This window comes from Paenibacillus sp. JJ1683 (assembly GCF_053006485.1).
Genome location: NZ_CM129820.1, coordinates 2,978,050 through 3,002,038, shown reverse-complemented (window position 1 = coordinate 3,002,038; position 23,989 = coordinate 2,978,050). Strand labels below are relative to the sequence as shown.

Here is a 23,989-nt window from a genome sequence, read left to right as displayed (position 1 = left end):
AGTTAGAGAGAAGCTAATCCCTCTACACGTCATTCATCATGTCATTGAGATGCGAATTCTCCAACGATTGTGTTAGGGTTTGCATATTTTTCAAGTAGTCAATTTTATAGATACAGGAGTAAATCACGTTTAATACATAGTCAAAGGCAATTTGCGACGAAAATGTACCAATCTTAGCATGCTTTACTTCGTCATTAGGCACCTGGATACATATACTACTTCGTTTGGCCAACTCACTTTGATTGGTAGCTGTAATGGTGATAAAAGGGATATTCTCACGCGTAAAATGTCGTGCCGCTTTTAAAAAAATCGGTGACTTACCGTGGTAAGTTAAGAAAATAGCGCAATCCTCTGTAGTTAGATTAGCCGTATGATAAGCCCATTCAGACAGCTCTGTGGCTATAACCACGTATTTGTTGATTTTTACTAATTTATTCTGAAAACTTTTCGCTCGGATTTGTGAATCGCCTAACGCATATATAAAGATCCTGTTCGCTTGATCCAGCAACTGAGCCGTTTGTGACAGCAAGTTATCATCCATGAATGTAAAGTTTTTTTCAATCGTTTCCTTCATTAATTCTGCAATTTCTTTCGCCACTTGAAGTGGGGTTTCATCAATCCCGAATGGATAGTTAGGGTCAACATTGGATATATTCTGGGTATCTTGCTGAAATTCCCGAGCGAGTTTTATGATAAACTCCTTGAAGCCGGATAGCCCAAGTTTGTGAATTAATCGATTAATGGCGGAATGCGAAGTATACGTAGCTTTGGCAAGCTCCTGAATATTTAAGTGCAGAATCGCTTCCTTGTGGACCAAAATATAGGAAGCAATGCTTTTTTCGTTTGGTGTAAAGTTTTGCATTTCAGATAATTGCATCAGTATTTTCAACAGGTTCCCCCCGGTTCAATTGAACTAACGTTTTACAAAAGATACCAAATAAACATTTTGTTTAAAAACAAGCAGCCATGCTTACAAATATTCGGTTAAATGTACCATTTTGATGGCAAATTCTTTACGATCGACGTTCTTCTACTATAATAAATGAAAAAGAGCCTAGGGGGAATTAATATGCTTACTATCGGTTATATTGGGAATGGCAAAAGTACCAATCGGTATCATCTTCCTTTTTCATTGACCAGAGATTATTTGAACGTAAAGACGATCTACGCGCGTAATCCAGATAAAGGGGAGTGGGAGAAAACCCCAGGCGTTCAGTATACGGATCATCTTGATTCTCTAATGAACGATAAGGAAATTCAGTTGATTGTTGTCTGTACACCTGTAGAATCTCACTACACTTATGCGAAAATGGCACTCGACCACGGAAAAAATGTACTTGTCGAGAAACCCTTTATGTTAACGAAAGAAGAAGCTGTGTCCATCTTCCAATATGCCAAGGAGAAAAATCTGATTATACAGTGCTATCAGAATAGACGTTACGATTCGGATTTCCTCACTACAAAGAAGGTTATTGAATCAGGAAAACTCGGTGATTTGCTGGAGGTGGAAATGCATTTCGATTATTATCGCCCTGAAACCCCCAACTCCACCTCTCATTTTTCCAAATATAACAGTTACCTTTATGGACATGGCGCTCATACCATTGACCAGGTTCTTTCCTATTTTGGGAAGCCTGACACGATCCATTACGATGTGCGCCAATTGCTCGGTTCTGGAAGAATGAATGATTATTTTGATCTGGATTTTTATTATTCTTCACTCAAGGTATCCATCAAATCCAGCTTTTTTCGTTTAAAAGAGCGGCCGAGTTTTGTAGTATACGGCAAAAAAGGCGTTTTTATAAAGCAGACAAAGGATCGTCAGGAGGAGCATCTTAAATTATACTATCTGCCTAAGGGACACGCCGATTTCGGCATCGACCAGTCTGAGCATTATGGCATTTTAACGTACCTGGATGACGATGGAGAGTACCATGAAGAAAAAGTTGTTTCTGAAAAAGGAGATTATGCCCGAGTATATGACGATCTCTATCATTCGATCATACACGGCAAAGAAAAAGCGATTACAGATGAAGAAACAATAACTTCAATGGAAATACTTGAGAAGGGTATAGAGGAGTGTAACTAGAATGAAATTGGGAATTGTCGGAGCAGGAATGATTGTAGGGGATCTATTGAGCTTTATTCAGGAAATCCCGACTATCTTATTAAAGGCCATTTGTTCTAGACCTAGCCATGAGGAGAAATTACTAGATTGGCAACGTAGATATGGAATCTCTCAGATTTATTCGGATTACAGCAAAATGCTGATGAATAATGACGTTGATACTGTCTATATTGGGTTGCCTAATCATCTTCATTATTCATATGCCAAAGAAGCATTACTGAGTGGTAAACATGTCATTTGTGAGAAGCCGTTCACATCCAATTTGCATGAATTTCTAGAGCTAAAAGAAATTGCTCAGCAAAGAAAACTGGTATTGGTGGAAGCCATTACGAATCAATATTTGAAAAATTATTTTTCCATGAAGGAGTATCTGCCTAAGCTTGGTGAGATTAAAATAGTTGAATGCAACTATTCTCAATATTCATCTCGGTATGAGGCTTTTAAATCGGGAGTAATCCAGCCTGCGTTTAATCCAGAAATGTCTGGCGGAGCCTTGATGGATATCAATTTATACAATATTCATTTTGTTGTTGGCCTTTTCGGGAGCCCTAAGAAGGTAGAATATTTGGCGAACATGGAACGTGGAATTGATACTTCAGGCATACTGCTACTTGATTACGGCGATTTTAAGTGTGTTTGCATAGGTTCAAAAGACAGTACGGCACCCAATGCAGTGAACATTCAAGGCAATAAAGGCTATATACACATGGCGAGTTCAGCTAATATATGCGATTATTTTGAATACACTCCTAATAAGGAAACGCCCATCCGTGTGGATCTGAAGGATCATTCGCATCGTATGTATGACGAATTCGTTGAATTCGACCGTATCATCCGTGACAACGATTTGGAAAAGGTCTCGGATATGCTTGAACATAGCGAAAAGGTTATGAATGTCATTGAGGAGGCCAAACAGTCGGCGAATCTTGTGTTTGGTCCTGATAAACATAATCTTTAAAATACTTGTACCTAAAATTGAAGAAGCAACTCGCTTGAGCTGCTTCTGACTCATGGATGCGAGAGTAGCAGATAGATACGTCTGCTACTCTTTTTTCGCCCAGATTCACAATTTCCGGTCTAAAAGCATGCCAATTGGCTCGGCCATCTCGACCGGTGGAGAGGTTTTTCGTTCATAAACCACCACTCCATGATCCCCACTACAGCGGACGCTGCATAACGGACAACTACTTCTTTGTTTAATCCTCGATTTCTCTCTTCATTCATGTCGACCTCTTCCCGAAGTTCATCCATCATAAATTCAAGGAATTGAGTGCCGAAGTAAGGAGCGCCCTTACTCACCAGCATTGTGGAGAAAAATAAATAGTTAGCCTCAAAATATTCAAACCAGATCATTTCGGCTTCTGTAAAGCTCAAATGGGCCGATTCATTGCACAATCTTCGGAGTTCATCAATATGTGTGGCGATCAGCTTATCCAGCAAATCATAGGACCTGGTCGTATTTTTCCCTCAATCGCTTGATGTCCGCTCTTGGGGGCGCACCGAACATGCGAGAGTATTCACGGTTAAATTGGGAAGAACTCTCGTAACCGATCCTGTAAGCAACGTCCGCAGCGTCCGCCGATTCAGCTAATAAGATGCGACGGGCTTCCTGAAGTCTCAGCTGTTTCTGAAACTGGATCGGGCTCATGGAGGTTACTTCTTTAAAATGCCGATGGAATGAGGAAATGCTCATACTGGCGGTCTCTGCAAGATCTTCGATCCGAAAAGACTGATCCCAATGTTGAACAATATAGTCGATAGCTTCCCGGATTCGATAGGTGCTGCTTCCTTCGACCGCAATCTGAGCCAATTCGGCTCCATAGGGGCCCTGAAGGAGTCTGTACAGAATCTCTTTTGTGTAGAGTGGGGCGAGAAACGGGATTTCTTCTGGAGTATCCAGCAGGCGGGCAAGTCTAAGCACAGCATCCTGAATAGACGGTTCCATTCGGCCGACGAATAAGGCACGTTTGGCGTTTTCTTTTAATTTGAGCTGGATTTTAGAATCGTTCAGTACCTCAAGGATCTGATTATGGGTAAATTCGAGCTTGAGACTTAGGTAAGGAGATCCTGGAGAAGCTTTTATAATTTGACCGATCACTGGCAGATTCATAGACGCGATCAGATAATCGGAAGGTCCATATTTGAAATTTTCCTGTGCCAGCAAAATTTCTTTCAAACCTTGAACAACAAAACAAAAGGAAGGTTTGTAAACCCGGTAAACAGGCTCGGTTTTGCTGGAATGCTGATAGAAAAAAAGGGAAGGAATTGCTGTTGCCCTCGGCCTATTTTGAAGTGAATGACGCTCGATCAAACTGGTGAGCTCTTTTTGTTGTTCAAGAATGTTCTCCGACATTCAAATCCTCCTTGCGAGTTTGTCTGGCTCCATTATAAAACGCAACTGCCTGTAACAAAAGTAGTGGTGATAGGATCAGGCAATCAATTAAGACAAATGAGATACCGCTTTGCTTCTTCTGTTTGGCATAATAAAACTAAACTCACAGAATCAAGCAAGGAGGTGGATAACGGAATAGGTAGTGGTTCAAGATAACGGCATTTAACAAGAACAATTTTCAACAGAGGGAGAAGATGAATCATTTGAATCGTTGGTTTAGGAACTTATTGGTTCAAAGGCTTATCACATTAATAGAGTTTGAAGAGCATGAAGGTTTCAAACAATTATATAATAGTTCTCTTGACAGAATCGTAAGCCAATTAACTAAAGAAAGATAATTAACGTCTTAAGGAAGGATGAATTATGATGCAAAAGCGTAAATTGGGAAATAGCGGTCTGGAAGTTTCTGCGATGGGGCTTGGATGCATGGGAATGAGCTACGGTTATGGCCCAGCTTCTGATCCAAAGAAAATGATCTCAGTCATTCGGGAAGCAGTTGAGCGCGGCGTAACTTTCTTTGATACCGCCGAAATATACGGACCTTATACGAATGAGGAACTTTTAGGCGAAGCGCTTCTTCCTGTTCGCGACCAAGTCGTGATTGCCACGAAATTCGGCTTCCATATTCAGGATGGCAAGCAGTTTGGTATGAACAGTCGCCCTGAGCATATCAAGAAAGTTGCCGAAGCATCGCTTAAACGTCTCAAGATTGAAGCCATCGATCTGTATTATCAGCACCGGGTCGATCCAGATGTGCCAATTGAAGAGGTAGCGGGAGCCGTGCAAGATCTGATCCGAGTAGGAAAGGTGAAGCACTGGGGATTATCTGAAGCAGGAGTGCAGACGATCCGTCGAGCACACGCCGTTCAGCCGCTCACTGCAATTCAGAGTGAATATTCTCTGTGGTGGAGACGTCCCGAAGAGGAACTCCTTCCTGCGCTTGAAGAGCTCGGCATTGGCTTCGTTCCGTTCAGTCCTTTGGAAGGGGTACCTAACGGGGAGTTTTAACGCAGACACGACATTCAGTCATGGTGATTTGCGCAATATTCTTCCGCGTTTTACTTCAGAAGCGCTAGAGACCAATCAGGTGCTGGTGGACCTGCTTAAAGAGATGGCTGAGCAGTTAAAGGCAACACCAGCCCAAGTTGCACTCGCCTGGCTGCTTGCCCAAAAGCCGTGGATCGTTCCGATTCCGGGCACGCGGAAATTGAGTCGTTTGGAAGAAAATCTAGGTGCCGTGACCCTTCAGCTCACGTCTGAAGATGTGCGGAACATTAGCAACGCAGCCTCACAAATCACTTTGATGGGCGCGAGATATACAGAGGAGTTGGAGAGAAGAACAGGTCTGTGATTTAATTGTTCAAGTCTTTCGTAGCTATGCAGAATGGATTGAAGGAAACCCTTATTTTCAGAGAGTTGTACCGGGTAAAATCATCGGATTTACACGAAAATGATTTCACCCGGTACGATATGTTTAAGAGGAAGTCTCTTTAGTTAAAGTGAATAATTGAGATGAAAAATCATATTTCTCCGCAATATTAAAATCCTGGTCAGCCTGATAAGGCGGGGTGAGTATAAGTCCGATGTTCATTAACTCGCTGCCTGTAAAACGTCGGTCCAGTTCTTCCACGAAATATACTGCCTTTTCGTCCAGTCCGATGAGCTTTAGCCTTGAATAAGCTGCATTGGGGCGCGAGAGCACCTGGTACCAGCCGACGAGAGCATGCTCACGTTCTGCATCAATAGTCATCCAAGCTGTCTCATTTTTTTCAAAAGGACTTAGCAGACGATAAAACGTTCCCTGGGTAACTAATCGTTGGTGACGTTTATACAATTGTATTTGCTTTTTGATTATATTGCACTCTTCCTCGGTCAAAGCTAATGGATCAAGTTCATAACCGAATACACCGAAGTAGGCGACATTTGATCTGGTTTGTAGTGGTGCAGTTCTGCCTACCTGGTGGTTCGGAATGGTTGACACATGAGCACCCATGCTGCTAAGCGGATAAGCCATGGAAGTGCCATACTGAATCTTAAGACGTTCAATAGCTTCGCTATCGTCGCTCGTCCATGTTTGCGGAGCATAATAAAGCATCCCTGGATCAAACCGTCCCCCACCGGAAGCACAGGACTCAAACAAAATCTCAGGGTATTTGGTAATCAGCTTCTCATATAAAGCATATACGCCTAGAACGTAACGGTGAAAAAACTCGCCCTGTCTTTCCTTGCCAAGAGATAATGAATAGGCTTCTGAAATGCAGCGATTCATATCCCATTTTACATATTCGATATGAGCAGAAGAGAGCACGTCATCCATTAACTTAAACAGGTAGTTCACAACAGGCGGTTGGGAATAATCAAGAACATACTGATGCCGTCCATGCTTGCGTTTACGCCCGGGTGTTCCCACAACCCAGTCTGGATGTTCCCTCATAATATGAGAGTCGGAGTTAACCATTTCCGGCTCGAACCAAAGACCGAATTTCATACCGAGCTCATTGATCTTCTTTGCCAAATTCGAGATTCCGTTCGGTAGCTTTTCACGATTTTCAAACCAGTCACCGAGTGAGGAAGTATCATTGTTTCTTTGACCGAACCAACCGTCATCCAAGACAAAGAGCTCAATCCCTAGTTCACTTGCTTTTTTAGCCATATCCACTATTTTCTTCTCGGTAAAATCAAAGTAGGTTCCCTCCCAGTTATTGATTAATACAGGTCGTTCCCGTTCGGCCCAGCTACTACGAATTAAGTGTTTATTGTATAGGCGATGGAACGCCTGGCTCATTCCGTTCAAACCGTTCTGTGAGTAGACCATAACTGCTTCAGGCGAATAAAAACATTCTCCAGGCTTCAGAGTCCAGCAGAATTTGTCAGGATGAATACCGAGGCTCAGTCGGGTAGTTGAGTAGCTGTCCACTTCCGCCTGGGCAAGAAAGTTTCCACTGTAGACGAGATTAACTGCATATACTTCTCCTTGGTGTTCCTGAGACCCCGGTTTGGCAAGCGCCATGAATGGATTGTGAATATGACTACTAATTCCTCGTGTGCTCCCAATGGACTGAACACCTGGTCTGAGTGGTGTACGCTCCACATGTCGTTCCCTACCCCATGCCCCCGACAAATGAACAAATTCATATTCGGAGTCAGGAAGATCAAGGCTCATGCTCATTAGACGGTTGACTCTCAGAGTACTATTTCCGGAGTTCGTTATGGATACGGATCTCGTGATTACAGGCAGTTCACTGAAGATGGTGTAAGCAAGTACGGCAACCGCCCCTGTAAGGGAATCGGTCAGCGTGATCAGGAGTGTCTCTGCTTCATCTGCTTCCTTACAAAACGTAGCAGGGAGATGGGGGATTTTAGGTTTCCCCGTGATGACCTCGTAACGGTCAAAAATGAACTCCATTATATGAGAACCGTCCTCCTGTATGATCTCAACTGCTGGTTCTCTAAAGTCTCCGCTTCCCGAAGAAGGAAATTCCTGCTTAATGCTTTCCAATGATGTTACCAAGTCGCCATCAAATTCACCGACAGACACAGAGCGGTAGCTTCGTTCAATAAAACGGTCATATTGACCTAGGTACTCCATTTTTTTGCCATAATATAAATGCTCCAATTGCCCGTTCTCCATGACACGGAAAAGATAACTGCAGTATTTGTTCGTTAAGTGAAATGTACGTTCCTTTGGGTTAACTTGTATACTAGCCATGTACATAGCTCCTTTCAAAATATAACAGACCTGTTGAAAGCGTTATTATTGAACTCAGCATAACAAAGCCAGGGATAGAAAATACATTACTTTTTTTAAGCGTATTATGGGAAAAACAAAGAATATTCCAAAAGGAATTTATAGTTAAGTTCAACCTTTTTTCTGGTTATTTGCCATCCTTAACTTATGCTATACTGATAAATTAACAAACATAGATTCTATGTTGGGAAAAGTACGAGGAAGGTGCGAATGGACCAGAATATGATTTTCAGGATTGGATACACATCCCAGTTCAGAGCTTAAAAATATATTGGATCTGATTCTATATAATTGTGGGAGAAGCACATATAGGGAACAACTTCTTTGGTTTTACTATATAAATCTATAAAAATATTAGTATTTGAAAGCGGTTTTTTTTGCTATCGTAAAATTGTTGTTTTTTTCCTGCATGGTATTTTTAACGATTGTAGGAAAAATACTTTTTGCGGGAGGAGAGCGGCACGTGGATTTTATAACTGCTTTTATTCCAGCTGTCGGCTGGGGAGTCATGCCGATATTGGCGTATATGACTAAAGCCAGTCCCCGAGAACAGCTGACAGGTACTGTTATTGGTGCTGTGTTGTTTGCTCTGTGCTTGTATATCATTCAGCCAGCCTCATTAGCACCGATTCCTTTTGGGATAAGTTTTATATCCGGTATTTTCTGGGCCGCTGGACAATTGCTCCAGTTTCGATCTTTCCAAAAAGTAAGCGTATCGATCGCCATTCCTGTCATTTGCGGTCTACAGTTGTTAGGGACGACGTTATTTGCTGCACTTATCTTGGGTGAATGGATAACAGGTTACCAATATGGGATGGGTGTTGGTTCTCTTCTATGTATTTTGGCGGGAGTTCTATTGACCAGCTATCAGGGCAAGTCTGCTGGGCTGTCTAAGCCTTTGCGATTAGGAATTATCATGATGCTGTTTTGCTCCGGGTTAGCGTTAAGCAGTTATGTAGTTATCAATCAGTACTTTAATATATCTGGGTTGTCCATCATTCTGCCGCAATCGCTCGGGATGTTATGCTCGGCCATAGTCATGAATCTGAAAGGCAAACATCGGCTGCGATTCTCTCCAGTACTTCGCAATTTGTCTACAGGATTGGTTTGGAGCATTGCTAATCTAGCACTATTTATTTCCAACGGTTTGATCGGCATGGCGGCTAGTTTTCCGATCTCTCAAGCGAGCATTGCGATTGCTTGTGTCGGTAGCATTTTAATATTTAAGGAAAAGAAAAGTTCTCAGGAATGGATAGCTATACTTGTGGGAATTACGGTGCTGATGATAGGAGTAGGAATGATCAGCCTGCTTAAGAATTTGTGGAGAAAAAAGCTTATATATCCATAGGGCACGTTTTTCGGGATTGACAGAGATATAGCAGCATGAGAAAATGTACGCGCGTACATAAAATGATTGGAGGTGGGAAATATCGTTTCGCGCAAGGAAGTAGCAGAACTCGCTGGCGTGTCTGAAGCGACGGTGTCTCGAGTATTGAACGCGACCGGTCCTATTAAGGAAGATACGCGGAAAAGGGTCCTGGACGTTGCCAATCAACTTGGATATGTTCCCAGTGCATTGGCCCGCAACTTTGCCCGAAGCAAGAGTGGCCATCTTGGTGTGGTTATGCCTTATGTCCCGAAGGCGCATCTGTTCTCTGCTTATTTTTTCTCTGAGATGCTGAGCGGCATCGGCAATAAAGCCAGAGACAGCGGGCTCGATCTACTACTATTATTCCGAAAACCGGGGGAACGGATGGACTACAGCAGTCTTTTCCGTCAGCAGAAGGTCGACAGTTGTATCATCCTTGGAGCAAGAGATGACCACGATGAGGTGGAGGCTCTGAAGAGACTTCAGCAAGAGGGGCGACCGTTCTGTGTCATGAATCACCATTTCGAAGGGCAGTCGTTCTGTGAAGTGGATGCAGACCATGTAGAAGGAAGCCGAGTGGCTGTTAGTCATCTCATTGAGCAGGGGTGCAAGCGGATAGCCTTTCTCAACGGTCCGGATATCTATTCTAACAGTACGGAGCGCTTGAAGGGTTATCTCATCGCGCTTCAGGAGGCTGGTATTGAATATGACTATGAGCTGATTCTGCAAGGCAATTACAGTCGTCGAAGCGGGCTGGAAGCGTCGGCTACCATCACAGACAAATTAGATGATATTGATGCCGTCTTTGCAGCGAACGACCGGATGGCCCTCGGCGTAATGCAGGGTCTCCGTGAGCGCGGACTGGCAATTGACCAGTTCCCAGCATTTGTGGGCTATGACGATTCGGATGCGGCTGAGATGGCTGTTCCCCCACTAAGCAGTGTTCGTGTTCCTTTTTATGAGATGGGGGAGCTTGCAGCCTCGAAGCTTATACCCGATTCTCAGGACCACATTCCGGCTCTGGAACTGACTGGGACTGGGTGCGACTCAATAAGAGAACTTCTGCCCACAGAGCTGATTATCAGGGCGTCATCCATTCGTCAATAACACCATTCATCAATAATTCGTTGAAACTCATACCTATAAGGAGGATCACGACATGTCTAATCGTCTTCGTATTGGAATGGTTGGCTACAAATTTATGGGCAAGGCTCACAGCAACGCTTACCGTAGTCTACCTATGTTCTTCCCAGATGCCCCGCTGCAGCCAGAGATGTCCGTCATCTGTGGACGTAACGAGCAGGGGGTTCAGGCGGCTGCCCGCCAGTTCGGCTGGACCGAGAGTGTTACGGATTGGCGTGATCTAGTGAAACGTAACGATATTGATCTCATTGACATTAACGCCCCGAGTAATGCCCATAAGGAAATTGTTATCGAGGCTGCCCTCCATGGCAAGCATTTGTTTTGTGAGAAGCCGCTTGCGCTTTCACTGGTGGATTCCCGTGACATGTTGCAGGCAGCAGAGAAAGCAGGAGTCAACCATATGATTGGCTTCAACTACCGCTTTTCTCCGGCTGTCCAGCTGGCGAAGCAACTCGTCGAAAACGGTCGCCTAGGCAAAATCTATCATTTCCGTGCGTTTTTCCTTCAAGACTGGATCATGGACCCGTCCTTTCCGCTGGTATGGCGGTTGCAAAAAGAAGTGGCCGGTTCTGGCTCTCATGGAGACCTTGGCGCCCATCTGATTGATCTCGCTCGGTTTCTGGTCGGCGAGTTCGACGAAGTTATCGGCATGAGCGAGACGTTCATCAAACAGCGTCCGCTGGCTATGGAGATGAGCGGATTGAGCTCCAAAAGGAGTACCGAGGCCAATGCACCAATGGGAGAAGTGACGGTCGATGATGCCACGCTGTTCCTAGCACGCTTTGCTGGAGGTGCGCTGGGCAGCTTCGAGGCCACACGCTTTGCTGCCGGACATCGGAGCACAAATTCATTCGAAATCAACGGTAGTCTAGGCAGTGTACGGTTTGACTTTGAGCGGATGAATGAACTGGAAGTGTATTTCACACAGGATGAGGAAGACGTTCAGGGCTTCCGCCGCGTGCTCGCCACCGATCCAGCACACAAGTATTCCGAAGCCTGGTGGCCTGCAGGACATACAATCGGATTTGAGCATACCTTCACCCACGAGATGCTTGAGATGTTGAGTGCCATCTCCGAAGGACGGCAACCTTCGCCGAATTTCCAAGACGGGGTCGCTTGTCAGGCTGTGCTTGAAGCAGTAGAACGATCTATAAAGGAACGTCGCTGGGTATCCATTGAAGAAATGTAGTGTAACAACACATTCCGAAAGGTGAGTGGATTATAGATGCGCAAGGCACTGATTGTATGGGGTGGATGGAACGGACATGAGCCGGAGCAGGTGGCGGCTATTTTTGAACGCATTTTAAAGGAAGAACAGTTCGAGGTGGAGGTATCTAATACCCTTGATGCCTACCAGGATGCGGAGAAACTGCTTGGCCTGGACCTGATCATTCCAATGTGGACTATGGGCCAGATCGAGCAGGAACTGGTCAATAATGTCTCAGCAGCGGTTCAAAGCGGTGTAGGTCTGGCAGGCTGTCACGGTGGCATGTGTGATGCCTTTCGGAACAACGTGGACTGGCAGTTCATGACAGGTGGGCAATGGGTTGCTCATCCCGGTAATGATGGAGTGGAGTATATGGTGAACATAAAGCGTGGCTCCAGCCCGCTGCTGGACCATATTGAGGATTTTCAGGTCAAAAGCGAGCAGTACTACCTCCATGTAGACCCTGCAGTTGAGGTGCTGGCAACCACACGCTTCCCGGCCGTACCAGGACCTCATTCGGCTAATGGGCCGGTGGATATGCCTGTTGTATGGACAAAGCGGTGGGGAAGCGGACGCGTATTCTACAATTCGCTAGGTCATCACGCAGATATCATAGATATACCTCAAGTGACCGAGATGATGCGCAGCGGGTTCCTGTGGACCGCGGCAGGCAAACAGCCAGCGACCAGCTATGGTAGCTCGCTGGCAGAGGCATACACGGGTATGGCAGACAACCAGCAGCAGTAGCGCGAATAGGATGGTATCCGATGTAATAAAAGAACGCCATTATCCATTTTTTCTCAAGGAGAAGGGAGTCCAGCATGAACAAAATGAAAGTAGGCATTATCGGATGTGGTAAAATTAGCGGAATTTACATGGAAAATTGCCATCGTTTCGACATTCTGGAGCTGTTCGCAGTAGCGGATCTGGACCAAGGTCGAGCAGAGGAGCAGGCGATAGCGTTCAACGTTCCGAACGTATATACAGTAGATGAGATTTTAGCTGACCCGCAGATCGAACTTATCATTAATTTGACCATACCGGCCGTTCACGCCGAGGTGTGTCTCAGAGCTCTTGCGGCTGGCAAGCATGTCTATGTGGAGAAGCCACTTGCCGTCACCCGTGAGCAGGGCCAGGCCGTCTTGGATCTTGCTCGTCAAAAAGGACTACTTGTTGGCTGCGCACCGGAAACTTTCTTCGGTTCCGGTATACAGACATCATTGAAGCTGATTGAGGACGGTGTCATTGGGAATCCAGTAGCTGCTACAGCTTTCATGATGAGCCGTGGGCATGAACATTGGCATCCCGATCCTGAATTTTATTATGCAGTCGGCGGCGGGCCGATGTTTGATATGGGCCCTTATTACTTGACGGCTCTGGTACAACTGCTGGGACCGATTACTGCTATTTCGGGCATGACCAGCAAGGCGATGGATCAGCGAACAATTACGAGCGAGAAAAAGAAAGGCCAGACCATCCCAGTCGATATTCCGACCCATGTAGCCGGATTGCTCCGCTTCAAGCAGGGGGCTGTCGGCACACTGATTACCAGCTTTGACATCTTTGGTGGAAGCACTCTGCCACCGATCGAGGTATATGGAACGCATGGCACGCTACAGGTGCCTGACCCGAACACGTTCGGAGGACCAGTTCGCTATAGACTGTTAGGCGAGCAAGAATGGACAGAGGCACCGCTGCAGCCGGGATACAAGGAGAATACACGGGGTATCGGTGTTGCCGATATGGCCTATGCTCTCCGTAGCGGACGGCCTCACCGCGCTAGCGGGGAACTGGCCTACCATGTGCTGGAAGCGATGTGGGCGTTCCATGACTCTTCCGATCAAGAGACCTTTTATACGATGCAGAGCACCTGTCAGCGCCCGTCGGCTTTACCGGAAAACCTGCCCTTATATACATTAGATGTGTAAACGAGTATCAGTCTGAAGCTGACCTGCAGCATACAAGAATTATAAGACTGGAGGGCTGTCCCAAAAGTCGGTCTGGGATTTGCACATTCTGCTTTGACTATTTATTACTTAAAAAAGAAGGCTCCAGCCCCGATTTGACTGCGGCTTAGGAGTCTTCTTAGTTAACTTTCAAGACATCATGCTACAATCATTTCGAGCCTTGAACAAGATTTTTATGCTATAAAAAATAACATCACTACTGCGAGGAATGCGCTAGAACGGACCTTTTAGCTTGATTAGTTCTGTAATTTCGCTCTAATATAAAAGAAACATCAGCTGGACATCATTGTATTCTTAATACGGTGGCGCTGTGAATGTATTCTTGATAATTCAAGAAAAATATCAGATCAATTTCAATTTTTGAAGAGGGTGAAAATATGTGTAGATATGCAATGTACGGTCCATACAAAGATATCTTTGCCTGCTTTACTTGTAGGAAGGTGTATAAGCAAACATCCCGCTTTGAGATGCCAAAGGATGAATATGAGCGGCTTGTACATGTCTGTCCGCAATGCCAGACGCCCATGCATGACATGGGTCATGATTTTCAGGCCCCGAAGCAAACGGATATCAAGCAGTGGAAAAAGGTAGAGCTTCTGTATCGAAACGGATACTCTTACCATTCCTGTGGGTGTGGCGGTCCTGGGTATAGACCTTCCCGGTTGCAAGATGTTCCTGAATTTCTGAAGGAACACCGAAGGTTTGAGAATGAGGGAGAGGCATTACTGCATCGAATTTTGCAGAGTTAGTTGAATCGTGCCCATAACAAACATCGGCTATTCGTAGTATTTTCATAAGGAGGTCATCATGAGAAATTGTGCGCTTTACAGCTCAACCTTTGATCTGGATCAGGTTGAGAGACTATTAAAGTCGATTTATCCCAACAACAAGATACACGTGAATGAAAGCAAAACTAAGTTTGAGGTCAAAAGCCGGGGCTGGTTTAGTAGAAAGATCAAAGGATTTAACATAATGACCAGCAAAACGAATCCGGAGGAGTTTGCCTCCATGCTTAACGGAATGATAAACTTTTTTAGTCAAATTCCTGCTGAAAACGAACAGTTGCAGCAAAAGCTGTTGATCAAAATGAGTACGCTGAATATGGTGATTGGTGTGGAGACTGAGGAGGATATATCTGAAGCCTTTTTTGCCGAATTACTTGATATCATAAATTCGCTGGATGGACTGATGTTCCGGGGTGGCGGTGATTTGCTTGCACCTGACGGAAGTCTGCTACTAGATGTGAATGGACGTTCGGAAGTGGAAGATTATACAGTGACTGCTCATGTTAGTTATTTGTACGGAGAGGATCAAATTAGCGAATCCGGGATGGAGCGAAAGCTGCAGTCAGAAAAGATATTGCTCGATCAAGGCTTTACGCAAATGCCGCCGATCCCAGGAAGGCTAGGAGATGAAGCCGCAGACAGCATCCGTTCCCTTAAGGAAGTGGCTGGCCGTGCCGTTGCTTTGTGTATTGTAGCCCTGAAAGGCGAGTGTATCGGTGCGGGCGAAAGCATGGATGATACGAATCGAATGATAAATCAAGTGACTGATCAGTATGGCGCGGACTGTTTCTTTTCACCAGAAGAGAAGAGGTTCCTATCCAATGAGTATGACGATGAGTCAGAGGGTGTCCAGTTCTCCTGGCGTTATGAAGGCTTTTGGACTCTGTTATGGGCTTTGGGCCATCTTGAGAAGCTAGGTGACCCAACTGGTATTTGCGACGTGCCATTGTCTGTTTCAAAGTTACAGCAATTTGACTCATTTGAGGCTTTTCTGTCAAGCTCAAGGCTGCGCAGTAGCAAGGAAATTTTAGATGAAGCCGATTTAATCTGTCGTTACGACTGGATGTGTGTGGATAGCCGCATTCATAAACAGCCAGCCCCTGGAAATCTGGATGATGGTGTAGTGTATGAACGTCATCGTGTGCTAAAATGGCTCACTGGTTACATGGGACAGGATTGGGATGATGTGCGCACAGATACATAATAGGAAGCGTAAGAAAGCAACAATCCTCTACCAAATAGGTAGAGGATTGTTTGTTTGGTGTGGGGCACTTTACTTAAAATTCATGACGTTGACCGTAAATTCGCAATTCACTGATCTCAAACATCGTACTTTGCGGCTCGATTATCGCCAGCTTGAAAAAGCGGAAAGGGGTGTTTTTATACTCATCCCTCACGTAAAGCCGTTGCTTTTCTTCGGTTCGTACAGTGAGCTGACCCGTCAAACGGGTCCAATTCTTCTCATCATTCGAGCCAAACACGGCAAGACCGGAGATCCGCTCGGGAAAGCTTCTTCTACCTTGGACCTCGAAAACATGCGCATTGATTTTAAACTTACTTCCAAAGTCAAGGGTATGGTACTGATTCGAAGCCAATCCGTAAGCGACATAACTGTTGTCATTATGATCCGAGAGACTTGATAAATAATTACCGAAGGAAGATGTAGATAGCATCTTCACAAAGTTGAGGCTTCCATCCGGCAAAGTGATATTTAGAAGCTCTAATCCTTCTACTGCCTCACGAACGGTTTGCAATTTGGCATAAAACGCTGCATCTGTATCCGTTGCAATATGATTGATAACGTCTGTATATGCATTTGTGTAAGTCGCAAGGGAGGCTGACACATAATTCTCAGCCGAATTATATCCGGTGGTAGCAGCAGTAACAGCAGATGGTCGGTCAGCTGTCACCTCAATTTTTACATGTTTCGTAGCTAATGAGGTCCCGTCGCTGGCCACGATGGTAAAAGAACTTGTTCCGATTTGCGTAGGAGTCCAAGTGAAGGCGCCGGTGTGGGCATCCAAGATGGCGCCCTTAGGCCCATCTGCCATTTCATAGGTAATGATACCTGAAGCGCTCGAATCCGTAGCCGAAAAATCTGCGTTGATCGTTCCACCTGTATACGTAAATAAGTTCAGTGTGGATGATCCGGAGGCAAACGCTGGAACGGACAACTGGCTACCCGCCAGGACATGGAAGTGATCCAGGTCTACCTGGGCACCGTTTCCCTTTACCTTCATATACATAAGACTATAGTTTTCATCCATCTGAGCATATGAAACTCTGTCGATGGACGTATCAAAGGTGACATATCTCCATTGTCCTTTTGTATCCGGCAGCGAAATCGTATGGAAAGGAACAGAGTTTTTTTCTTTACTTAGTTCAAGAGTTGCGATTCCTTGGGTCCTGATTTTCAAGCCGATGAGTTTAGTGGAGGTTCGCTGACCGAAGGAAAGATTCAAAGGTACAATAGTGCTGCCCTCGTCCGTTGCTGTAATTTCCACATAGGAAATTGTACCTTCCTGCTTGGTTGTCGAACGGCTGTCAAGAGCCGTGTATCGGTCTTCAATTTCTACTACAGCATCACTTGTCATTTCCTTCGGGACATTATTTGCCCCCTCCAAAACGGCTGCCGGAGGAATATACAACCAGAAATCACCGCCACCGTCTGGACTCTCCCATGCTTTGGATAGTGTACCTTTGTAATAATAATTTGGTGGGATACGTTTTCTAAACGCTTCATAAAAGTACGGCGCCTTCTCTGAGAGATTGACTCCTTTGCTGTAAGTATAATAGTAGTATATGTCCCAAAACTGGGCGGTGTTCATTCTACCTCTATAAAAATCGGATATCGTCCTATAGATGCCCATTGGGTTACCATTCGCATCCATGGTATAAACCACTGGGGTCCAAGGGGTATCATATCCCAACATGTATTGCCAAAAATAATTGGCTGCCGTCAGAATTCGGTGATCCAGAAAACCAAAAATATCCACCGCATTCGGAGCATTTGAGACCGTGCCTTTTACCGGATCTATTTTTGTGCCTTGGGCAAGAAGCATTCGGGAAATAATCGCTGCATTTGTAATGTCTCCCGCGCCATGAGCCTGGTCCCTGCCCATTTCCACGTGCTGGATGACCGGTTTATCCAGTTTCTCTCCCGTTACAGAATTGGTGTCAACTAGACGAAATAGTTGTTTAATTGAGCCGTTAATTCCTTGATCTGTTGCCGTTTTGTTCACAGTAAACCATTCTACAGCCTCTTCATATCTATCGGTGTTGTCTGTAAAAATATATCCTGCCGTAGCTCCCAGCAGGGGATAAGTGTGTTGGTTCATGAAATGATTGTTATCGTGAAGAAACGTTTCCGTAACCGGAATAATGAGATTGTTGCTGAAATTGGCCGTATCCTGGTCCGTCCACCTCAAGGATTCCGTCTTGCAACTGGAGTACCGCAATATCTCTGCGGCTGTTACCATCCGGTTCAGCGGAATTCCAGTATGAATGTGAGCATCGGTGAAATAGGTGTATTTCGCAGGGTCCATTTGGGACCAAATGCGAATAATGCGCATAGCATTAGCCCGGTAGATTTCATCGCCTGAAATGTAATATAGCAGTGCTTGTGTATACGCTTTCAAACCATCGGATATAAATCGCGAGTTAAAACTCTGGCTGTTAAAAGCATCACTGGCCGGTTTCGTTGGTTCCATAGGATTTTGGTTGCTTGATGTAATCGACTTTGAGGTGGTTGACGATACCAACATGGCCTTATAATACGAATACCAGGGTTCCTGCTTCGCCATAATTTGTGCCCGCATGTTTTCAAGAATGTCCTTGGTTACTCCGATCCCGGGATGCAGAAATCCGTTGTTGGTTGTTTCCATAATTTCTACAGCATCGGTTGCCTTCGGCAGTTCCATTGTAGACAACGAAGCAGATGCTGGCGACCAAGGTATACATATGGCGGCAAAAATTAGGGCAGAAAAAAGGGCTGTCATTCGTCTCCACATACTCATTTGGTATAGTTTATACATTCTGTTCAGAAAATCTCCTCCTTTGCTGTTTATTCAAGAAACACAATAGCAGAATGGAGAAGGAGAGGTATGCTGTTTTTTTTAGAGAAATATGCAGAAAAACTAGTGAATTCCAACAACACATGCAACTATTGGCTGAAGTCCACAACTGGAGTAGAGGCCAGCATATTCAAACAATTGGTTAAAAAAACCACACATAAAGATGCAATAAGTTCATTTATATGTTTTCATTCGCATGATATTTTATGAAATAAAAATAGGGCTTAAGAACATACAAACAAGTAATAAGCTCAAGCAAGGAGGACTTATTCATGAAAACTATTAAATTATTGCTTGCAGACGATGAACCTGTCATATTACGCGGCTTAAAAAAACTGATTTCCTGGAAAGAGCTTGGGATTACCATTGTTGGTGAAGCTAATGATGGGAAAGAACTCCGCGATCTAATACGTATACATGAACCTCACCTCATTATCAGCGATATTAGCATGCCAGGTGGAAGCGGCATTGATATTATTTCAGAATTGAATGAACAAGGATTCCATGCCAAAGTTATTTTTATCAGCGCTTTTCAAGAATTTGTCTATGCCCGTCAAGCTATTCAATTAGGAGCGCTGGATTATCTGGTTAAACCTATAAATAAAAATCAGCTCGAAAAGGTAATAGCAAAGGCAGCCTCAATTCTCCGGGAAGAATCCAACGGCGAGCGCAATAAAGAGATGTTGACTTATTACGAAAAAAAGAATCGCTCGACAACAATAGAACAGCTGCTTGACGGGGTGTTGGATGGGGAACAAAAGACACTCAGCGCACTCACGCAAATGGGAGCCATAGCGATAAGCCGATTGACTACCGTGTGTGTGCTGGAGATTGATGAGAATACCAACAGCTCACAGTGGGAGGAGCGGGAACGCAATCTAGTAAACTTTGCCTTATCCAATATCATTAGAGAGACATTAGATCAGGAACTGAACGCGGGCAACGGGTTGCTGGTTCAGAAAGAAGGGGGCTTTGCAATTCTAATCCAACATGAACAGAGAGAATACCCCCTACAACTGGCCACTGACCTTCACCATAAAATTAACAGCTATTTAAAACTGAGCGTTTCGTGCGGCATAGGGCTCAGTGTAACGAGCATTGAAGAAACTACGAAATCCTATCGCTCTGCTTTGAAAGCGCTTAAAATAAATTATTTTATAGGAATGAATCAAGTCATTCGGTATGGAGACGAGCTCGCAAGGGTCCAGCCAGAGAATAAGACCATTACAGAGCTTCAATCTGATTTGGTCAAAGCGCTGATTAACCAGCAGAAGGAACAGCTTCAACTACTGACAGAGCAGTTACTTGAGCAGATCAGGATTCAAACCGGGGAGAATAAGAACTTGGCCATTTCGGGGGTTTACAACTCTATCTTGACCATCAATCAGGAGCTTACAGAGATCGGGGGAGGAATGGAATACATTAGTAGCAAGCAAGGAGCCCTACTGGAAAGATTGGCGCCTTGTCCTTCCTACGCCGATGTTGCTCATGTTGTTGAGGAGATTTTATCGGAAATGCTGCAGCAGCTTGCAAGCAAGCTGACAAGAAAAGAAAGTGCATTGCTTATCAAGATTAAGACCTATATCGAAGAGCATTATGCAAGCAATATAACGCTGGAGTCCATGGCTGCTCTTTTTTATATGAACTCTTACTATTTCAGCAGCTTTTTCAAGAAGCATACCGGCCAAAATTTTAAAAACCACGTCACTGAGGTGCGAATGAAACATGCCCTCAAGCTGCTTATAGAGAGTGATCTGATGGTGTACGAAATTGCCGAGCAAGTAGGATATAACAATGTGAGGCATTTCAGCGATATGTTCAAAAAAAAGTTCGGCAAGGTGCCGCAAGAGTATCGGCAATCCTTCCGCCAACCACAATCATAATGAAGTAGGTGCTCCTTCATGCGTTCATGGATACCGATACCTAAAAGTATATTCGTTAAATTCTCTGCTTCTTTTATTTTGGTTGGGCTTATTCCTTTATTCGCACTTAGTTTCTTTTCCGTTCAGATTTTCTCAGGCTATGTGGAGCGATATACAACCAGCAACTTACAGCAAATGGTGATGTACATGAGCTACAATATTAATTCTGCCTTCCAGCAGTACAATGATATTTCGAAGCTTATGTATAACGTTCGTTATGAGGGGTTATCAGAAAATATACGTCGGAACCAAACCTATAATGTCAATGAACTAGAGCAGATTAATTCGGCTCCTATCGACTCATTTTTGAAAACCGTACTATATAGCGACCCTTATATTACAGGCGCTTATTTTGTGCGGGAAGCCGACGAGAAAATCTATTACCAAGAAAGGGAGAATAGGGGGCTTAGAAGCGAATTCCTCCCTTTCCGTCAGTGGAGAGAGAAAATGAGCAGCCAGCCTTCGAAGGTGGCTATCTTCCCAACTCATCAGGACCAATATTTTCCCGGTGCAAGGCGTGACGTTTTCACTATAGCGCGAAATTTGATCGATACTTCAGGCTCTCTCAAGCATGAACATAAAGTGGTGGGTACGCTGTTTCTGGATATCGATAAGTCTATGTTTAATCGGTTTTTAAGTGAGCTTTACCTTGGAGACCAAGATGAACTGGTACTGATCGATGGCAAGGATGATATTTACTTCGGTCATTTAGATGCCAGGTTGAATGAAAAATTATTATTGAATTCTAATAAAAATGAAATGCTTGTGTTGCAGGAGGAAATCCCCTTTCTAAACGGTAGGCTGATTGCTGGCATTCATCGCGAGGGGTTGTTTGATCAGCTTTTTTCCGCGAGGGCTACCGTGTATATTGCGATTCTGATCTGCTCGTTAGTGCTGATTATTATGGGTACCTGGTTCTCCCGCCGTCTCGCTTCGCCCATCCAAAATCTGATACAGCAAATGGCTGTCGTGGAATCTGGAAAATTGGACATGAACCTCCCAGTGAACAGCAACGATGAAATGGGCAGATTGACCCAAGGCTTTAACCGGATGGTCGAACGTCTTCAAGCACACATTGATGAGGCCTATGTGGCTCAAATCAAGCAGAAACAGACTGAGCTGAATGCACTAAAAAGCCAAATCAGACCTCATTATCTCTACAATACTTTAGAAGTTATACGAATGAATGCAGTGGATAAGGAGGCTGATGAGGTCGCTGATATGATTCACTCCTTGGCCAATCAATTGAAATACGTCATTGATTACGGTGAAGACCGTGTAATTCTATCCAGAGAGCTTGAACACCTGCATGATTATTTCTATATTATTTCGGTCCGTTATGAGAACAGATATACACTCCGCTGTGATATTTCTCAGGATGTTCAAATGGATTGGCCGATCTTAAAATTATCCTTGCAGCCAATCGTAGAAAACGCAATCCAGCACGGGCTACGAATGAAGAAAAGAGGTACTGTCGCGATCACTGTGGAAAAGAGGGAAACAAATCTGGCGATAACGATTTACGATGATGGTGTAGGCATGGATAAAGCGACTTTGGCGCGTATAACTGAAATCCTGAATAAGCCTGATGCTCTCAGCAGATCCGTTGGTTTAAAAAATGTGCACGAGCGAGTACGTTCCATGTACGGAGAACAATATGGGCTATCCGTAAGCAGTCATGAAAATATTGGAACGTCTGTGCTGCTCTGTTTTCCTATCCCTGAAAAGTAAAGCCTGCATCAAGAGCGGATGACTCGTCCGTTCTTTTTTCATTCTTAAATTCCCCCCATATGAGGCTTAAAAAAGTTCATACAAGTAAAAACCAGCTAATGTTATTCTAAATAACGAAAGCGCTTACTTATGTGACACAGCCGCTTTCAACAGCTTTTATTACATTAAAGAGGGGGTTTCAGTAGCTATGCTGAAAATGGCAAAATTTATGTTAAGTGCACTAGTGCTTACAACGACCATGTTCTTGGGAGCTTGTAGTGGAAGCAACAGCGATACGAATGGAACGAGGTCTGATCATGAGGGAGAGAAAGTGAGCTTTACCATTGGATATGCCTCAGGAGATCCGGCTGCTAAAAAAGCGATAGCCGATACCATCCAAAGATTCATGAAGGCCAATCCTGATATTAAAGTAAAGGATTACAGTGAAAACTCCAGCAGCTCCTACCTCGATTGGCTGAAAACGAAGGATGCGGTTGGCGAGTTTCCTGATCTGGTAGAGATGCGGGATACAGAGGTCTTTGCTGATGCGGGTAAAATCGTTGAACTGCCTTCAGACTTAGTGCAGTTGCTAGATTCACCTCCGGCAGTAGAAGGTAAAGTGTGGAATGCACCTTTATCAATGAATGCACCCCAAGGCATTATCTACAGCAAGAAAGCATATGCGGATGCAGGGATCACTGAGCTTCCTAAAACGTATGACGAGTTCATTGCCATCCAAGAAAAATTGAAGGCTTCCGGAATGACTCCGCTTGTGGTTGGTGGAAAAGACATTTTTCATATGGGATTTTGGGTAAACAAGTTTCTTATTGATGATGTGTATTCAAAAGATCCAAACTGGAATTCCAAGAAAACAGCCAAGAAAGTCAGCTTTACGGATGAAAATGTCGTACAGGCGATGACGGATTATAAAGAACTGTTCAAAAATTATGTGGATAAAGGTTGGCTTAGTACTCCTGACAATCAAACGGCTTCCTTTCTGATTACAGGCAAAGCCGCTCAACTATACTCTGGGACCTGGATGTTTTCACAAATCGAAGAAGCTGACCCGAACTTTGAATACGGCTTCTATGCGGTGCCTGATCGCAAGGGCAAAGTGAATATTATAGGGCTTCCATCGCCTGCCGGATGGTCCTTGTCCGCTGAAGTAACCAAGGACCGTGAGAAAACGGAAGCGATCAAAAAATTCATTCGTTTTTTCTTCGATCCGGAGCAATATTCACAGTATCTTGCGAGCATCAACGGAATTCCGTCAACGAAAGAGAAAGTCGAGTATAAGACCGGGGAAGCCATGCAGGTGGCTCTTGATCTGATGAACGACCCGAATGTTACGAAGTCTTTGGCTATTAATAACTGGTGGGGAGAAAACTTGATACAGCCTCAGTTCCGCAACTGGTTCTACAAAAAGCTGCAGGAGATGGTCGTGAACGACGGAGATGTCAAGACTTATATGAAGCAGGTGGACACGGAATATGACAATCAGGTGAAGGCGAATTCGATGTGAAATAAAACCTTTGGAGGAATCAG

Annotated in this window: 17 protein-coding genes and 1 pseudogene; 13 read left to right on the top strand and 5 right to left on the bottom strand. The window is 44.4% G+C overall.

Annotation, left to right across the window (positions count from 1 at the left end):
• Positions 1 to 22: 22 nt before the first annotated feature.
• The gene (locus ACUC6J_RS12665) at positions 23 to 889 is read right to left on the bottom strand and encodes a MurR/RpiR family transcriptional regulator (protein ID WP_016820820.1); all 867 of its coding nucleotides are present in this window, start codon (positions 887 to 889) and stop codon (positions 23 to 25) included.
• 180 nt (positions 890 to 1,069) lie between these two features.
• On the opposite strand from ACUC6J_RS12665, the gene ACUC6J_RS12660 reads away from it, so the two are divergent.
• Both ACUC6J_RS12660 and ACUC6J_RS12655 read left to right on the top strand, forming a co-directional pair.
• Entirely contained in the window at positions 1,070 to 2,089 is a 1,020-nt protein-coding gene (locus tag ACUC6J_RS12660) for a Gfo/Idh/MocA family oxidoreductase (protein ID WP_447248930.1), read from the top strand.
• Position 2,090: 1 nt separating this feature from the next.
• Entirely contained in the window at positions 2,091 to 3,086 is a 996-nt protein-coding gene (locus ACUC6J_RS12655) for a Gfo/Idh/MocA family protein (RefSeq protein ID WP_025364952.1), read from the top strand.
• 119 nt (positions 3,087 to 3,205) lie between these two features.
• Here the strand turns inward: ACUC6J_RS12655 and ACUC6J_RS12650 are convergent, their stop codons facing one another.
• Together ACUC6J_RS12650 and ACUC6J_RS12645 are read right to left on the bottom strand one after the other, a co-directional pair.
• Positions 3,206 to 3,568 (bottom strand): TetR-like C-terminal domain-containing protein, encoded by a 363-nt coding sequence (locus tag ACUC6J_RS12650; RefSeq protein ID WP_235332569.1) that lies wholly within the window; start codon positions 3,566 to 3,568, stop codon positions 3,206 to 3,208.
• A gap of 1 nt (position 3,569) precedes the next feature.
• A complete protein-coding gene (locus ACUC6J_RS12645) occupies positions 3,570 to 4,481 on the bottom strand; it encodes an AraC family transcriptional regulator N-terminal domain-containing protein (RefSeq protein ID WP_447248929.1) in 912 nt (303 codons plus the stop codon).
• 405 nt (positions 4,482 to 4,886) lie between these two features.
• Here ACUC6J_RS12645 and ACUC6J_RS12640 point away from each other — a divergent pair.
• A pseudogene (locus tag ACUC6J_RS12640) lies at positions 4,887 to 5,871 on the top strand (aldo/keto reductase).
• Between the two features lie 123 nt (positions 5,872 to 5,994).
• Here ACUC6J_RS12640 and ACUC6J_RS12635 read toward each other — a convergent pair.
• A complete protein-coding gene (locus ACUC6J_RS12635) occupies positions 5,995 to 8,229 on the bottom strand; it encodes an alpha-galactosidase (RefSeq protein ID WP_151255984.1) in 2,235 nt (744 codons plus the stop codon).
• A gap of 502 nt (positions 8,230 to 8,731) precedes the next feature.
• On the opposite strand from ACUC6J_RS12635, the gene ACUC6J_RS12630 reads away from it, so the two are divergent.
• The 7 genes from ACUC6J_RS12630 to ACUC6J_RS12600 all read left to right on the top strand — a co-directional run bounded on the left by ACUC6J_RS12630 (position 8,732) and on the right by ACUC6J_RS12600 (position 15,943).
• A complete protein-coding gene (locus tag ACUC6J_RS12630; protein WP_447248928.1) occupies positions 8,732 to 9,616 on the top strand; it encodes a GRP family sugar transporter in 885 nt (294 codons plus the stop codon).
• A 66-nt stretch (positions 9,617 to 9,682) separates the two neighbouring features.
• Positions 9,683 to 10,744 (top strand): LacI family DNA-binding transcriptional regulator, encoded by a 1,062-nt coding sequence (locus ACUC6J_RS12625; RefSeq protein WP_181955915.1) that lies wholly within the window; start codon positions 9,683 to 9,685, stop codon positions 10,742 to 10,744.
• A 52-nt stretch (positions 10,745 to 10,796) separates the two neighbouring features.
• Positions 10,797 to 11,969: a Gfo/Idh/MocA family protein gene (locus ACUC6J_RS12620; RefSeq protein WP_447248927.1), complete on the top strand. Its 1,173-nt coding sequence runs from the start codon at positions 10,797 to 10,799 to the stop codon at positions 11,967 to 11,969.
• 36 nt (positions 11,970 to 12,005) lie between these two features.
• Positions 12,006 to 12,734 (top strand): ThuA domain-containing protein, encoded by a 729-nt coding sequence (locus tag ACUC6J_RS12615; RefSeq protein ID WP_447248926.1) that lies wholly within the window; start codon positions 12,006 to 12,008, stop codon positions 12,732 to 12,734.
• A gap of 74 nt (positions 12,735 to 12,808) precedes the next feature.
• Positions 12,809 to 13,915 (top strand): Gfo/Idh/MocA family protein, encoded by a 1,107-nt coding sequence (locus ACUC6J_RS12610; RefSeq protein WP_090890615.1) that lies wholly within the window; start codon positions 12,809 to 12,811, stop codon positions 13,913 to 13,915.
• A 416-nt stretch (positions 13,916 to 14,331) separates the two neighbouring features.
• Entirely contained in the window at positions 14,332 to 14,703 is a 372-nt protein-coding gene (locus ACUC6J_RS12605) for a hypothetical protein (protein WP_025364944.1), read from the top strand.
• A 58-nt stretch (positions 14,704 to 14,761) separates the two neighbouring features.
• On the top strand, positions 14,762 to 15,943 hold the full coding sequence (locus ACUC6J_RS12600; protein WP_031461506.1) for a DUF4272 domain-containing protein: 1,182 nt from the start codon (positions 14,762 to 14,764) through the stop codon (positions 15,941 to 15,943).
• A 73-nt stretch (positions 15,944 to 16,016) separates the two neighbouring features.
• Here ACUC6J_RS12600 and ACUC6J_RS12595 read toward each other — a convergent pair whose 3' ends face one another.
• On the bottom strand, positions 16,017 to 18,773 hold the full coding sequence (locus ACUC6J_RS12595) for a putative Ig domain-containing protein (protein ID WP_447248925.1): 2,757 nt from the start codon (positions 18,771 to 18,773) through the stop codon (positions 16,017 to 16,019).
• Between the two features lie 311 nt (positions 18,774 to 19,084).
• On the opposite strand from ACUC6J_RS12595, the gene ACUC6J_RS12590 reads away from it, so the two are divergent.
• The 3 genes from ACUC6J_RS12590 to ACUC6J_RS12580 all read left to right on the top strand — a co-directional run bounded on the left by ACUC6J_RS12590 (position 19,085) and on the right by ACUC6J_RS12580 (position 23,966).
• Positions 19,085 to 20,695 carry a response regulator gene (locus ACUC6J_RS12590; RefSeq protein WP_447248924.1) on the top strand — a complete coding sequence of 537 codons (1,611 nt, stop codon included), beginning with the start codon at positions 19,085 to 19,087 and terminating at the stop codon, positions 20,693 to 20,695.
• Between the two features lie 18 nt (positions 20,696 to 20,713).
• Positions 20,714 to 22,465, top strand: a complete 1,752-nt coding sequence (locus ACUC6J_RS12585) for a cache domain-containing sensor histidine kinase (RefSeq protein WP_151255979.1) — start codon at positions 20,714 to 20,716, stop codon at positions 22,463 to 22,465.
• Between the two features lie 187 nt (positions 22,466 to 22,652).
• A complete protein-coding gene (locus ACUC6J_RS12580) occupies positions 22,653 to 23,966 on the top strand; it encodes an ABC transporter substrate-binding protein (protein WP_447248923.1) in 1,314 nt (437 codons plus the stop codon).
• Positions 23,967 to 23,989: the final 23 nt, after the last annotated feature.